Source organism: Corallococcus sp. NCSPR001 (assembly GCF_017309135.1).
Classification (GTDB): Bacteria; Myxococcota; Myxococcia; order Myxococcales; family Myxococcaceae; genus Corallococcus.
Window position 1 is genome coordinate 5,306,721 of record NZ_JAFIMS010000002.1, and the last position, 13,607, is coordinate 5,320,327.

The window sequence follows — 13,607 nt, forward strand, 5'->3', positions numbered from 1 at the left end:
CAGGAGATGACTCCATGGCCGATAACCTGGTTCCCTTCGCGGACGGCACCAAAGACCTTCGCCCCTACGGCGACGCGACGATGACGAAGGGCTCGATGATCATCAGCCCCAAGCAATCGTGCATTGCCATCGAGGCGCGCGTGACCGCGAACGTCCTCAACTCGGACAGCAGCACGGTCGCCGCGCTGGCCATGGCGGACCGCCTGACGCTGTTGAGCGCTTACACGCTGTACGTGAAGCGGTTTCTCAGCGAGAAGGACACCATCCAGCCGTACCAGGGGCAGGCGCTCCCGGTGGTGCGCGACGACTTCCGCACGCAGCAGGAGCTGGACTTCGTGGGGCTCACCGGCAACACGGCCGGCACCCTGGGCGGAAGCTTCGCGGTGGGGATGAACAAGGTGGATTTCACCGTGCTCATCCCCATGGGCCACCTGGCGTTCATCAAGGACTCCGAGAAGTTCACCGGCATCTGCGCCGAGCAGCTCCTGGACTTCGAGGTCAAGCTGAAGATGGGCGCGGACCCGTTCAAGGCGGCCAACGTCAAGTTGGCCCTGTCCTCGCAGACCGTGACCTACGTCCCGCGCACGCGCAAGGCGCGCAGCCGCCGGCATGGCGTGGTGTTCCACTCCGCGGACATCAACAACCCGCAGTCGGACACCATCACCACCGAGTCGGGACTGGTGCTCAACATCTGGAACAAGGGCGCGCTGGCGGGGACGAACCTGGAGACGCTGCGCGTGACCGTGAAGACGGACGAGGGCGCCGTCATCGTGACGGATGAGCCGAACACGCCCGCCGAGGTGTTCAAGAAGTACGACCTCGAACCCGGCTCGGATTCCATCGAGGACTCCGGCCACACCGACGCGCGCACGCCGCTCTTCCTCAACGAGGAGAAGCCCCTGAAGAACATGTTCGCCGGCCCGGTGGCGGTGAAGCAGGTGAAGAAGAAGGAGGACTTCGACGGCATCGTCAACTACTGCCCGACCCCCAGCACCGCGCAGGTGCTGGCGGAGGTCGCGCAGATGGCGGCGAAGCTCCCCAAGAACCGCCAGCTGCTGGCCGTGAACACCGCCATCCTGGAGAAGATGGATGTGGAGGACGCCCACCTGCCCTTCTGCGGCTTCACGGGCCTCACGGACCAGGACGTGCCCTTCTACGACTACGCGGGCCTTCGCTGCCTGCCCGGTGGCGTGCCGTTCGTCGTCATCCCGCCGCAGAAGCTGCGGAACGCGGCGCTTCGCATCCTCGACGCGATGAAGAAGAGCCCCGAGTACCCGGAGGGGAACACTGGCGCCGCGGAGAGCATCCGCCAGCAGCTGGCGCGCGAGATTCCCGGCGCCATCGTGGACGTGGTTGACGGCTTCACGGTGCCCTCCTGGGTCTACAGCCAGGTGCAGTCCATGCTGGCGGCCGAGGTGAACGCCCTGGTCGCGGCGATGCAGGCGCGGCGCGCGGCCTAGTCCGCTGCCCGGAAGCATCGAGGCCGGGCGCCGCATTGCGCGGCGCCTGGCCTGATTCATCTCTCCTCCCCTTCCCGGAGTAGCGCATGCCCGCGCCCAAGTTCCTCGTGACGTTCGTTGACTGGGTGCACAGCCGATTCGGGCGCGCCCCCTCTGGTTGGCCCGTGGCGGTCGAGGATGGAACGCCCCGTCAGCTCCAGGAGGAGACGGCGCCTCATGCCGCGACGCCTGTGGAAGAGCAGGTGCTGACGCAGGCCCCAGCGCCCGCGTTGCTCACACCGCCTGAGCCGCCTCCGCCCCTCCCTCCGCCTCCGAAGCGTGACCTGCGGCCACCGTCCAACGCGCCGCAGGCGGTGGCGAACGGTGCCGCGCTGCTCGCGACCGTGCTCGCTGCAACGCCGCTCGCGCCCCTCGCGCCATTCATTGGCGCCCTGGGGAAGTTGTTGGGCGGGTGGATCAACGAGAACGACAAGGCAGCGAAGGCCCAGGCGAACCTGCTGGACGCGAGGAACGCAGCGCTTGAGCAGGCGCGCTATGTCGCGTTCATGGAGCGGTGGACGGCGGGCGTCAACCTCTACAACGCAGGCGCCTACGCGCTGGCGGAAGAGGCGTTCGCGAGCGCGGAAGCCGCTGGGCAAGAGGCGCGCCTTCAGGTGGGCCGGAAAATCGACGCCACCGAAGTGGGGAGCTACCGCGCGTGGATGGCGAAGGGCTGGGGCGTGACCTCCTCCGAAGAAGACCACTTTTATTTCGACGGGTGGAGGCGGGGTGGTGGTGGGTTCACCGGCCAGCCCGCAATCTCTGGCACGGAAGGCAAGACAAACGGCCTTTGGTACTACCGCGATATCCACGGCGTGAACCGTCGCTTCCACTGGCGCTCGGATCATCCCGACTATGAAGGGACCGTCGTTCCTCCCGTCTCGGCGGAGTACGCGGCCATGGTTGAGGCGGCCATGGAGGAGCGCCGAGCGAAGGCGATGGTAGAGGAACGCACTGGCGCCGGGACCGGCGGCTACATCAACAACACGAAGAGCGACAAGCGAACGGGAACGACGCTCGATGGTGACTGGTACGACCCGGGAGCGGTCACCACTACGACGCCCACGCCGCCCGTCGTGACGCAGCCCGCGCCGTCTCCAGCGCCTGCTCCAAACCCTCCGGTTCCGCCTGCTCCAGCGCCGGCCCCGACTCCGACCAAGCCTCCAGTGCGCGTCATCACCCCGACGAAAAACCGCGACCTCGTGGATTGAGGGCGCGCCCCGCCAACCAACAACACACCGCATGACCTGGCCCGCGCACCGCGGAGTGCAGGAGGAGGAGGCACATGCTGTTCCCATTCATCATCGGATTGGGCGGCCTGGGATTGGGGCTGGGCGCTGCGAGCGTCCAGAACCGCCGCAGGCAGCCGAGAGCGAAGCAAACGCCGCCGGCGGATGTGACGTACTTCCCGAAGCCGGACACGCAGCCCCAGGGTGCCGCAGCTCCCGCATCTGCTGCCGCTGGAGCCACACCGCAGGCCCCCAGCTCGTTTGCCGCGCAGGGGTTCGCGGTGGGCGAGCCCACGGCGCCGAGCTTCCCTGCGGAACGGTTCAGCGACGAAAGCGCCCTCGCGGCCGGAATCAGGACCCTGGTCGCCGGGAGTTCCTCGGGGGACGTCCCGAAGGCGCCGGCATCCCTGGGGGACCTGGCGGTGGTGCAGCCTGGAGCGTCGCTGAAGCTCCGCGCGCCGCTGGTGGCCGAACGCCGCAAGAGGGACATCCCGGCGCCGTCGAGTGAGCTGGAGCTGCCCACCGGAGGCATGCGCAGCACGGATACCAACCTGCCCATCTTCACCCAATGGGCGACGTCCTGAAGGAAGCACGCCATGAGCGAGAAGAGCACCGACACGTGGAAGATTGTTGTGGGCGTACTGACCGGCGTGGGCATTGTTGGCGGTGGCGCTGCGCTCATGAACGCGAACAGCAAGGCGGCCAAGGCCACCGCTGCGGCTGAGCAGGCGAAGCGGGACGCCGACACGGCGGCCCGGGACGCGGCGGCCAAGGTGGAAGCCGCTGCGCGAGAGGCCGCGCTTCAGACCGCGCTCGCGCAGGCCACGGCGCAGAACCAGGCGTCGAAGCCGGGCAGTCAGTACGCGCCGGGCCCTCAGTACACGCCGCCCTCGTACACGACGCAGACGCCCTCGAACCAGGGCGGAGGCGGACTGGCGGATGACATCAACGGCTGGCTCGATGTCGCGAATAGCGCGGCCGGCCTCTGGAACAACCTCAGCGGCTTCTTCTAGCCGCTCGCCGTCGAAGTTGGAGCACGCGCAGCGAACTACACAGCGGAGGGAACGAACGATGATCGGGAAGCCCATGCGGTCCGGTGTTGGTAGCGACGGCAAAGCGACGTGGAATGGTCTGTCGGGCGTGGGCTTTCAGCTCATCCCCGGCGCAGCGAACGTGCAGCGCTACCCGGTGGATGTCGTGCTCAACGGGAACACGAACGATGCGCAGACCGTCACGGGTCCGGGCTTCTTCACGCACTCGACGCTCATCACGACGGTCCAGGTCATCCAGGGACGCCCCGGTGATGAGTGGGAGCTGACGATGCAGCCGGCCGACGAGGACATGCGCTTGCCGGCGCTGCGCACCAACCGGGACGGCTTCACCGCCATGGGGACGCGGGAGCCTCAGTTGCTCTTCGTCATCGACAGCGGCGACGCGGCGACGCTGGCGACCATCATCTCGGACTTCGCTGCGAACACGTTCACCGGGAACATGTTCGTCTACTTCGACCCCGACTATGTGAAGGGGCCGCGCCTGGGCTTCAACCCCTCGCCCAGCGACGCGGCTGCGAACGCGGAGGCCGTCCTCTCCCTCCCGGCCTGGGACCTGCGGGGCTACTCGCACGTGCTCTTCACCGCGGAAGTGGAGTGGGCGACGTCGGTGGGGCTCGATGACCCGCAGGCGGCCATCATCCCGTGCGTGGACCTCTGCCGCGCGCCGGGCGACAACGCCGTGAGCTTCCGCACCATCGAGGCGGGCACTGGCGGGAACATCGGAGGGGCGGGCACTTCGCCCGTCCCCTCCCCTGCCATCAATCACGGCGGCCGAAGCATCCGGCGCGGATACATCCTCCTGGGCGCCGAGGAGTCGAGCCAGACGCTGACCGCGACGGAGGACAGCACCCCGCCGTGGCCGGGCGTGAAGTTCCGCCTGCGCGTGACGGGCCAGCTCGACTCCGGCAATGCGGCCATCTGGAGCAGCACCTTCCGCCTGCGCATCACCGCCCAGGCGTGGTGAGGACGAGGACGTCATGACCATCAGCCCGGCAGACCGGAAGCGCATGGATGATTTGGAAGCTCGCGTGCGCGCGGACCTTCTGAAGGCGGAGAAGTGGATGGAAGGAATCCTCAACTCCGACGGTCTGCTGAGCTACGTCCCGGACTGGCTCGGTGGCGACGAGATTAAGGATTTCGTCGTCACCGAAGGCCAGCGGTCGCAGATCTCCGCCGTGAAGATGGCGCGAGAGAACTACACGCGATGGAGCACCGTCCTTCGTAGCTGGGTGGAGCGCGGCACGCGCGATGATGGGAAGGACTACACCGTCAAGACGTGGTTGGAGCTGGGGAACGCCAATGCGTCCCAGCTCGCGAGCGCGCTGGGCGCGTTCTGGGACTCCAGCATCATCCTCAACGGCGCGGCGGGCACCGCGGAACAGACCGTGGAGTCCGCGAAGGAAGTCGCGGAGGACGTGAAGAAGGCGGTGAGCAACGCGGTGGAGTCCGTCACTTCGCCGTGGAGCACGAAAACGAAGGTGCTCGCCGGGTTCGTGGGCGTGAGTGTGGGGCTCGGGCTCATTGGGTTCGGCCTCAACAGCATCCCGGGCTTTGGCCTGGTGAAGAAGGCGGTCGGATGATCCTCGAATCTCTCGTGCTCGCGGCCGTCGCTGCTGCGGGCGCTCCCAAGGTGGTGAAGAAGATGAAGCCGACGCTCGACCTGTCGGGGCTCACGCTGGCGCAGCTCCAGGCCATCATGCCCAACCTGTCCACCGCGCTCGCGCAGGAGTACGCGCCCCTCTTGGCGCTCGCGATGAACGAGGCGGCCATCAACACGCCTATCCGCCGCGCTGCCTTCCTCGCGCAGCTCGCCCACGAGTCGGGGGAGTTCCGCTGGATGGAGGAGATTGCGTCCGGCGCGGCCTATGAGGGGCGGAAGGACTTGGGCAACACGCAGCCCGGAGACGGCATCCGGTACAAGGGACGCGGACCCATTCAGGTGACCGGCCGCGCCAACTACCGCGACGCTGGCCAGGCGCTGGGCATCGACCTGGAGAACAACCCGAAGCGCGCGGCCGAGCCCGCCATCGGGTTCCGCACTGCGGCCTGGTACTGGACCAGCCGCAACATCAACGCCCGCGCGGATGCCGGTGACCTGGTGGGCGTGACCAAGCTCATCAACGGCGGCACCAATGGCCTGGAGGACAGGCGGAAGTTCTACGACCGCGCGGTCAAGGTGCTCGGGGTGACGGCGTGAGCCCCGAGACGCAGAAGGTTCTGGAGCTGGTAGCGATGGCGGTGGGCAGCGGCGTGTCCGGCGCCCTGGTCCAGAATCGCGCCCTCCGCCGGCAACTGCTGAAGGTGCGGAAGCAGCTCCGCTCGCTCAACGCCGAGTTCAAGGCCTTCAGGCACACCACCAGGAGCCGCATCGCCCTCCTGGAGGCAGCGCACCGCGGCGCCTCCCCGGCCGCGCCGCGCAAGTAGTCCCCTCCCCTTCTCGCAGTCCCACGCAGCTCCGGAGAACGTGATGCCCGAGCCCATCGAAGCGAACGAAGAAATCGAAGTGATGACGACGGCGGAGAGCGGCGCGGCCGTGACGCTGCGGAAGTTCCAGCCGCTGCCGGCGCCCGAGCTGGCGCTGGAGCCGGTGACGGAGCCCATGGGCACGCTCACCACCACCACCGAGGCCCCGGCGGAGGAGCCGCGCCATGGCCTCGTGTCCAAGCGCGTGGCGGCCGTCCTCGCGACGCTGGCCAGCGTCGGCGCGTTCCTCGCGGGCATCCTCCCCGTGCCCTACGACCTGGCGCTGGGCGTGCTGGCGATGGCGCTCGCGGCGGTTGCCGGCGTCGCCACCACCATTCCCAGCATCACCACCGGTAAGCCCCTGGTGAAGGCCAGCGTCGCGGTTCCCTGTCTCGCGGTGGCAGGCATCCTCGCGCAGTTCGCGCAGACGCTGCCGGATGGCCCTGTTCGTGGCTTCGCGCTGGCTGGTGCGGTGGGCCTGTTCGGCCTGGCTGGCGTTCCCCTCCCCTCCACGCTGGGCCAGAAGAAGGGCGGCTGACGCGCCATGAAGACCCTCCTCTTCACCGCGTCGGCGGCGGCACTCTTCGGCGGGCTGGGGTTCGTCGCAGGTCAGCGGCGCGGCCGACAGACGGCCCGTGCCCCGGACATCCTCGTCCGCAAGGAACGGCCTTCCCACCCGGCGCCGTACACGCCTCACGAGCCCCAGGCGCCAGCGGGTGCGGTGGGGATGACGCTCGCCCAGCTCCGGGAGCTGCACGGCGTGACGATGCCCCCGGGCAGCGTGCGTGGGGACACCATCGCGCAGCTGGGACGGGGGCGGTACGCGTATGCCCCGCTGGGGGGCCTGGTGGCGCTCAACAGCGAGACGGTCATTACGGCGGGAAGCGGTGGAGGCGTGGAGGTGCACCGAGACACGGCCGGCAACCTGCACCTGGTCGGCTACGTGGACGCAGCGACCGCGAATGCGCTGCGGCAGCCGAACCCGGCCCCATGCGTGTGGGTAGGCCAGCCGACCGGGGGGCGGACGCAGGTTGCGAGCATCCCCTTCACGCGGATCCAACGCGCGGAGGTGCGAAGCGACCGGGGCTTGCGCGTCCTCGTCACCTACGTGGCGTGACGCGGCACCAGGCACAGTGAACCCACGCCCCCCAGGCCCACGCGGTCTGGGGGGCGTTGTCGTTGCGGGCCACCAGGTGTCCCCCGGCCGGAGGATGGCGCCGCGGTGCCTGGCGGTGTACGCGGCGGCCATGACGGACGAGGATGACGACACGCCCGCTACCCCGGACGAGCTGGTGGCCGAGACGCGCGCGGCAGACCTGCTGCCCCGGGTGTTCCGGCTCGACGGAGCGCGGTCCATCATCGTGGAGGACCGCGAGGGCGTGCACCGCGTGGAGCTGGCCCCCCAGGGGCTCGGCTGGGCCAGGCGGACACCCCACCAGGGGGCGAAGGGCCGGGAGGTGATGAGCCGCGCGCGGCGCCTCCTCCTCCTCATCGAGACTGGCTGGGAGCCAAAGCACGCGACGCTGCACTAGGCTTCCGCTGGCGCCGTGCGTTGCGCGCCGGCAAGGTTGACTCCCTCAAGCATTGTGGCGCCTGACCTTGGAGAGGCGCCCCCAGCGCGGCCCCGCTGGAGCTGGACGGCCCGCCCTCCTCCCCTGGAGGGCGGGCCGAGCTGTCTCCTGGCGGGCGCATTGCGCGACCGGGGATGGCGGGAATTTCGCCTGCGGGTTGAATTCCGCCTGGGCGGAGACGTAGCTTAGGGGCAGGCGGTAGCGAAACTACCGCCCCAGGGTGAGGCTCGGGAAAGCCTCGAACCCTGGGGACTAACCGTCAACGGTGGTGGAACACCGAAGCCGGTTTTCTGGTGGGGACCGGGTGGAACCGGAAGCCTGCTGGAGCGCTCCCCAGACCCCCTGAAACTGTGACCGCCCCTATCCCTGGGCGAGCTTTCGCGGTTGGCCCTGACGACCCGTCAGGACCCTTTCGCTACTGGTGCGCGCCGTGGCAAAAACGGGGACAAAATCGGCACGTTTTTACGCCGAAAACTTGCAATCTTCAAGGGCTCTGACCTCACGCTTCTTATCAGACGTTTCGACCAGGGGTTCCCCAAGGATTCCAGGCGCTTCCCTGGCCCGCCCATGGCCTCCGCGGACGTCCTCGCAACTGGCTCATCCCCGGATGCTCGGGTCCGCCTTCAGGTGTCATCGGGCTCATCGACATCGTCCAGGTCAGTCGGCCACCAACCGGCCGGTGGAATCTCGTGCTTCCCGTGCCCGGGTCCGGAACGTACCTTGCCGCCCCATGCGCCTCTTCCGACGAACCGGACTCGCCGCGCTTTGCGGCCTCACCGCAGCCCTGCTGACGGGCTGTCCCGACAAGACGTCCCAGGCCCCCGTGGACGGCGGCGTCACCGGCGCCACGGCGGCCCCGGACTCGGGCCCCGAGGCCGTGGTCTTCACGCTCCAGTACCAGTCGCCGGATGGCGGCTCCGCGCTCATCCCCCTGGCCCTGGAGGAAAAACCGCTCGTGGAGCCCACGTCCGACCTGGAGCTTCGCAGCACCCTGGGCCTCAAGAACTACCGCGTCCGGCTCATGGACGAAGCCGACCGGGCCATGGTCTCCGACGACTCCGTGTCCGAGGCCGATGACGGCCTCGTGTACCGCATCCACCTGCCGCAGCCGCTCAAGACCGGCTACTCGTACACCCTCGTCGTCGACTCGCAGACCGGCTCGTCGTTCCAGGACTCGCGCGGCCGCGACGTCGAGGACCTCCGGGCCTCGTTCCAGATCATCGGCGACAAGGAGAAGCCCAAGCCGCCTCCGCCGCCCGCCAAGGGCGGCAAGAAGCGCAAGTAGCCGTCATTCCTGGGTCTCTGACTGCCCCGGCGCCTCCTGATCCGGCAACGGCTCGGGCGTGGCCGGCGCCGGGGTCGGCAGGTTCAGCGCCGTGCGCATCTCCCGCAGCTTCGCCTGGATGATCCGCATGTTCCCCGGACCCATCCGCAGCAAGTGCTTCTGGGCCTTGCTCAGCCCCTCCAGCTCCGGCGACGCATACACATACAGCGCGCCCTTGGGCTCCACCTGCACCGGTCCCTTCGGCACCGGCACCGCCAACAGGTGCTGGATGGCCCTGCCGAACGCGGTCTCGAAGCCCTGATCCGGCGGCGCGATCTCCCGGTACGCCTGGTCGATGAGCGGCTTCAGCTCCCGGTACACCATCGCCGCGCCGGACGCGTCCAGCGAGCCCAGCACCCGGGCTACCAGGTCGTAGCGCGCGTAGCTCAGCGGCGCGATCTCCGAGCGCCCGTTCGCCCCGGCCGCGCCCACCTGGAACGCCCCCACGGGCGCCATGAACAACAGCGAGGCCCGGGGGCTCTCACCCTCGGCGATGTTGCTCACGGACGCGGTGAACCGGCGCGCCAGGTCCTGCTCCTGGAGCCACTTCGCCAGCTCCGGGTCCACCGACAGCTTGCCCACCAGGTCGCGGATGCGGCCGTCGCTCTCTGGCAGCGACACCTCCGCGGGCACCTCCGCCACGCCCGCGTCCACCACCGGCGGCGCCGTCACCCCGGGCGCCTCCGACTGGCGCCTCAGGCCGAAGTACGAAGCCACCACCCCCACGACCATCAGCGCGACCAGGACGCCCAGGACCTTGCCCCGCGATGGAGACTTGGGCGGCTCGGCCTCCGGCGACGGCGGAATGGCTCCAGGGCCCTGATTCACGAAGTTCGGATCGCTCATGGTCCCGGACCTTACAGACAGGGCTCCGAGCCATTCCACGCGCGCGTGAACAATCCGCGCCGTCTGTGTTCACCGCTCGGCCAGGACCTCGTCGGGCAGCCGCCAGAGCTGGCCGTCCTCGGGCGACAGGATGAAGCCGCCGGGCAGCAGGTGCACCGACGTGACGGCCTCCGTGGACAACGGCAGCTCCCACGCACACACGGGCCGCAGCGAACCCGGGTCCAGTTGAAGCAGGTACCACTCACCCGCTTCCAACAGGTCCTCCACCGCCACCAGCACCGCCCGCTCCGTCACCAGCCCGCTGTACCCCGTGGCGAGCGTGCCTTGTTCCGGCAGCATGAACTCCGCCGCCAGCGTGGCCTCCGGGTATGTCCAGCGCCGCACCCAGGTGCCACCCACGCCGATGAAGCCCGAGCCGTCCGGAAGGAACCCCGCCGGATAGAACGGCGCCTCCACCGAAGCGACCGTCGCGCCCCGCACGAGCCCCGCCGCGCCGCGCTCCACGAACGTGAGCCACGTGCCCTCCTGGCCCAGGCTCACCGACACGCCCATTACTGGCAGGCGCGGATGCGGCATCCATTCGTGCAGCCCGTCCAGGTCGTCCTCGCCCAACACCGGCGTGTCCAGCTCCAGCCCGGCCTCCGTCCCCGGTACGTCCGATAACGTTCGGGCATCCAGGACACGCACCGAAGCCCGGCCGTCCTGGACGCCGCTCGTCCAGAGGCTCTCGCCGGTGACGTCGAACCCCAGGGACTGCGTGTGCCGGGTCCAGGCCCGAGCGGGCGTCTCCACCGGGCTCCCGTCCTGCGCCCGGCCCACCATCTCGATGCGCCCCGGGCCCAGCACCGCCGCGCACCGGAGCGACGGATGCAACGCCACGAGCCCCGCGGTCCGAGGCAGCTCCAGCGCGAGCCCCGGCGGCCAGGACTCCCGCGCCCCGAGCACGGCCAGGCGCCGCACGCCCAGGGCCAGCCCCACGGACTCGCCCGAGGGAGGCAGCACGAAGCCATCGCCCGCCCACTCCGCGTCCGTCACCGGCAACGTCGTGATTCGAGTGAGCGCGACGCGGCGGCTGGGGATGCCCCACGGCGTGGCGGGCCTCGGCCGGCCGACCCAAGGCACGACCTGGCCGCTCAGGAATCCTGCTCCATGGCCCGCACGCGCGCGAGCGTGTCGAGGTCGCGCTCGGTGGGCCCCAACTCCAGCAGCAGCCGGCTCACGTCGTACAGCAGGTCCCCGCGCTCGAAGACCTTCAGCCGGGGGACGTCCATGTTCAGGTCGTCCGCGCCCTTGTTGTACGCCAGGTCCATCAACGACCGGAGCTGGAACGAGTCGTAGAGGTTGTACTCGACCAGGTAGCGCAGGGCCTCCACGTCGCCGCGCCGCAGGTACGCGCGCCACAGCAGCACTGCGTCGTAGCCATTCACGCCCTTCAGGTGCGGCGGCCGGCCCACGCCCAGCTTGTCTTCAATCTCCTTCAGCCCGCCGCCCATCCCCAGCCGCCGCGTGACGAAGCGCAGGTCGATGTGCGCCTCCGGCACCGGGAAGTTCTTCGCGCCGAAGTACTCCTTCAGCACCGGCACGTCGAAGCACGAGCCGTTGAACGTCACCCACAGCCGCCGCTTCGCCATGGCCTCCGGCAGCGCGTCCATGTTCCGGCCCTGGATGAAGACGTGCAGCCCCGAGGCGTCGAACAGGCTCACCACCGTGGGCACCTGCGTCTTGCTGCCGTCCGTCTCGATGTCGAAGTAGACGGCGTCGTCCTGGAACTCCGGGAACAGGCGCCAGTGCTCGCGCGGCGGCACCATGCGGGCCAGGTCCTTCAAGTCCCTCCGGGCCAGCGCCGCCCGGGCCTCCGCGATGCGCTCGCGGGCCGCCGTGTCCGCCTTGCGGCTGATGACGATGCCGCCGTCCGGGAAGTCATCCCAGGTCCGGATGCCCTTGGACCACAGGTCCTTCTCGCGCCACGGCCCCACGCCGGGGATGAGCTGGAACGTGTGCAGCAGCATCAATCGAGCGCACCCAGCCTTCCCGCCAGGAGGTCGTCGAGGAGCGGAATGTCCGCCTCGCAGAACGGCAGCGCCTGCATCTCCGTGGGCGTGTGGAACGCCAGCTGGTGCGCGCCCAGCGGCTTCGGCTCGCCGGACACAATCGTGGCCGAGAGCAGCACCAGCTCCACGGTGAGGTCCGGGTACGTGTGCCGGCCCTCCCACAGGCGGCGGCCCACGGAGAGCTCCACGTCCAGTTCCTCGCGGCACTCGCGAGCGAGGGCGGCTTCGTCCGTCTCGCCCGCCTCCACCTTGCCGCCGGGGAACTCCCAGAGGAGCGCGCGGCTCCCACCGGGAAGGCGCTGCTGGACCAGGTACCTCGGCCCGCCGCCTTCCGGACCGGGCCGGGGAATCAGCGCCGCCACCACCCGCACCGTCCGGGGCACGGCGCGCGTCACCCGCGCGGCCCCTTCTTCACGTCGTTCATGTCCAGCGCGTACAGGTACGCGTTGTTGGACAGCACGTACACCCGCGAGCCCACCACGAACGGCGGCGCGGAGATGCCCACGCCCGGGTTCCAGGCCATGCGAGACTTGCCCGTCGTCGGGTCCACGAACAGCAGCGCGCGCTCGTTGGGCACCAGCAGCATTCCCCTGGCCAACACCGGAGCGAGCGCCATCCTGTTCTTGAGGGGGAGCGACCAGATGAGCTTTCCCGTCTCTCCCAGGTAGGCGTCCACGCGGCCGTCGCCGGTCGCGAACACCACCTCGCCCCGGGCCAGCAGCGACGTCAGGCCGCCGACGCTGGCGTTCCAGATGACGGCGCCGGTGTCCGCCTCCAGGGCGTACAGGCCGTTCTTGTACGAGGCCACATACAGCCGCCCCGCCGAGTCGATGGCGGGCGTGGTGTCCACGTCCAGGAACTCCGTGCCCGCGCCCGACAGGGACTTCTCCCAGACGACGCCGCCGTCCTCCACCTTGAGGGCGACGAGGAAGCCGTCGGAGAAGCCGATGTACGCGGTGTCCTGGTCCACTCGCGGCGCGGAGGCGCCCCGGACGGTGAAGCCGGACGGCGGGTCGCGCCGGTACTGCCACACCCACGTGCCGTCCGTGGCCTTCACCGCGAACACCGTGTCGGTGTCCGTGGCCACCAGCACCAGGCCGTCCGCGAGCACCGGCACCGTGGCCAGGGACTCGTTGGTGGCGTACTTCCACTTCACCGCGCCGGTGCGGCCATCCAGCGCGTACAGCACGCCGTCACCGCCCGGCAGGTAGATGACGCCCTCGCTGGCCAGACCGCCCGCGAGCGCCCGGGCGCCGGTGCGCAGGGACCAGGCCACCTTCCCGTCCGGCCCCACCGCGCGGACGTAGCCGTCACGCGTCTGCACCACGACGTTCCGGCTCTCCGGGTCGTACACCGGGGAGGCCGGCTCGCGCGGCGAGTACTCCAGCAGCGGGACCTTGTCGACGAGCCCCGCCCACCAGTTCACCTGGAAGTAGTCCACCGGCGGCTGACGGGGCGCCGCGGGCAGCTCCGGGTTGCCGTACAGCGGCGCCGACGCACACCCGGCCAGGAGCCCTGCCCCAGCCGCCACTCCCACCCACCGCTTCCACCGAGCAAGCCGCATGGTCATGA

The 13,607-nt window shown here is 69.6% G+C and carries 17 protein-coding genes; 12 read left to right on the forward strand and 5 right to left on the reverse strand.

Going from position 1 to position 13,607, the window contains the following annotated elements; all coding sequences use genetic code 11:
- Positions 1–14 precede the first annotated feature (14 nt).
- The 12 genes from JYJ93_RS23380 to JYJ93_RS23435 all read left to right on the forward strand — a co-directional run bounded on the left by JYJ93_RS23380 (position 15) and on the right by JYJ93_RS23435 (position 9,099).
- Complete coding sequence (locus JYJ93_RS23380; protein WP_206794797.1) at positions 15–1,460, forward strand: hypothetical protein; 1,446 nt, start codon at positions 15–17, stop codon at positions 1,458–1,460.
- A 353-nt stretch (positions 1,461–1,813) separates the two neighbouring features.
- The gene (locus JYJ93_RS23385) at positions 1,814–2,710 is read left to right on the forward strand and encodes a hypothetical protein (protein ID WP_206794799.1); all 897 of its coding nucleotides are present in this window, start codon (positions 1,814–1,816) and stop codon (positions 2,708–2,710) included.
- A 74-nt stretch (positions 2,711–2,784) separates the two neighbouring features.
- A complete protein-coding gene (locus JYJ93_RS23390; protein ID WP_206794801.1) occupies positions 2,785–3,312 on the forward strand; it encodes a hypothetical protein in 528 nt (175 codons plus the stop codon).
- Positions 3,313–3,324: 12 nt separating this feature from the next.
- A complete protein-coding gene (locus tag JYJ93_RS23395; RefSeq protein ID WP_206794803.1) occupies positions 3,325–3,741 on the forward strand; it encodes a hypothetical protein in 417 nt (138 codons plus the stop codon).
- Positions 3,742–3,868: 127 nt separating this feature from the next.
- Positions 3,869–4,744, forward strand: coding sequence for a hypothetical protein (locus JYJ93_RS23400; RefSeq protein ID WP_206794805.1), 876 nt, complete (start codon positions 3,869–3,871; stop codon positions 4,742–4,744).
- Between the two features lie 64 nt (positions 4,745–4,808).
- The gene (locus tag JYJ93_RS23405; RefSeq protein ID WP_206794807.1) at positions 4,809–5,360 is read left to right on the forward strand and encodes a hypothetical protein; all 552 of its coding nucleotides are present in this window, start codon (positions 4,809–4,811) and stop codon (positions 5,358–5,360) included.
- The gene (locus JYJ93_RS23410; protein ID WP_206794809.1) at positions 5,357–5,977 is read left to right on the forward strand and encodes a glycoside hydrolase family 19 protein; all 621 of its coding nucleotides are present in this window, start codon (positions 5,357–5,359) and stop codon (positions 5,975–5,977) included. Before JYJ93_RS23405 ends, JYJ93_RS23410 begins: the two co-directional genes overlap by 4 nt.
- On the forward strand, positions 5,974–6,204 hold the full coding sequence (locus JYJ93_RS23415; protein WP_206794811.1) for a hypothetical protein: 231 nt from the start codon (positions 5,974–5,976) through the stop codon (positions 6,202–6,204). The genes JYJ93_RS23410 and JYJ93_RS23415 overlap by 4 nt, the downstream gene beginning before the upstream one ends.
- Before the next feature lie 43 nt (positions 6,205–6,247).
- Positions 6,248–6,781 (forward strand): hypothetical protein, encoded by a 534-nt coding sequence (locus tag JYJ93_RS23420; protein ID WP_206794812.1) that lies wholly within the window; start codon positions 6,248–6,250, stop codon positions 6,779–6,781.
- A gap of 6 nt (positions 6,782–6,787) precedes the next feature.
- Positions 6,788–7,360 carry a hypothetical protein gene (locus JYJ93_RS23425; protein ID WP_206794814.1) on the forward strand — a complete coding sequence of 191 codons (573 nt, stop codon included), beginning with the start codon at positions 6,788–6,790 and terminating at the stop codon, positions 7,358–7,360.
- Positions 7,361–7,454: 94 nt separating this feature from the next.
- Positions 7,455–7,775, forward strand: a complete 321-nt coding sequence (locus tag JYJ93_RS23430) for a hypothetical protein (protein WP_206794818.1) — start codon at positions 7,455–7,457, stop codon at positions 7,773–7,775.
- Positions 7,776–8,544: 769 nt separating this feature from the next.
- Positions 8,545–9,099 carry a hypothetical protein gene (locus JYJ93_RS23435; RefSeq protein ID WP_206794820.1) on the forward strand — a complete coding sequence of 185 codons (555 nt, stop codon included), beginning with the start codon at positions 8,545–8,547 and terminating at the stop codon, positions 9,097–9,099.
- Positions 9,100–9,102: 3 nt separating this feature from the next.
- Here JYJ93_RS23435 and JYJ93_RS23440 read toward each other — a convergent pair whose 3' ends face one another.
- From JYJ93_RS23440 to JYJ93_RS23460, 5 genes are all read right to left on the reverse strand, one after another.
- Entirely contained in the window at positions 9,103–9,984 is an 882-nt protein-coding gene (locus JYJ93_RS23440; protein ID WP_206794821.1) for a DUF3014 domain-containing protein, read from the reverse strand.
- Between the two features lie 69 nt (positions 9,985–10,053).
- Positions 10,054–11,106: a hypothetical protein gene (locus JYJ93_RS23445; protein ID WP_206794823.1), complete on the reverse strand. Its 1,053-nt coding sequence runs from the start codon at positions 11,104–11,106 to the stop codon at positions 10,054–10,056.
- 11 nt (positions 11,107–11,117) lie between these two features.
- Positions 11,118–11,993, reverse strand: coding sequence for a ribonuclease H-like domain-containing protein (locus JYJ93_RS23450; RefSeq protein WP_206794825.1), 876 nt, complete (start codon positions 11,991–11,993; stop codon positions 11,118–11,120).
- Positions 11,993–12,430: a (deoxy)nucleoside triphosphate pyrophosphohydrolase gene (locus JYJ93_RS23455; RefSeq protein ID WP_206794826.1), complete on the reverse strand. Its 438-nt coding sequence runs from the start codon at positions 12,428–12,430 to the stop codon at positions 11,993–11,995. Before JYJ93_RS23455 ends, JYJ93_RS23450 begins: the two co-directional genes overlap by 1 nt.
- Entirely contained in the window at positions 12,427–13,605 is a 1,179-nt protein-coding gene (locus tag JYJ93_RS23460; RefSeq protein WP_206794828.1) for a PQQ-binding-like beta-propeller repeat protein, read from the reverse strand. The genes JYJ93_RS23455 and JYJ93_RS23460 overlap by 4 nt, the downstream gene beginning before the upstream one ends.
- Between the last annotated feature and the right edge of the window lie 2 nt (positions 13,606–13,607).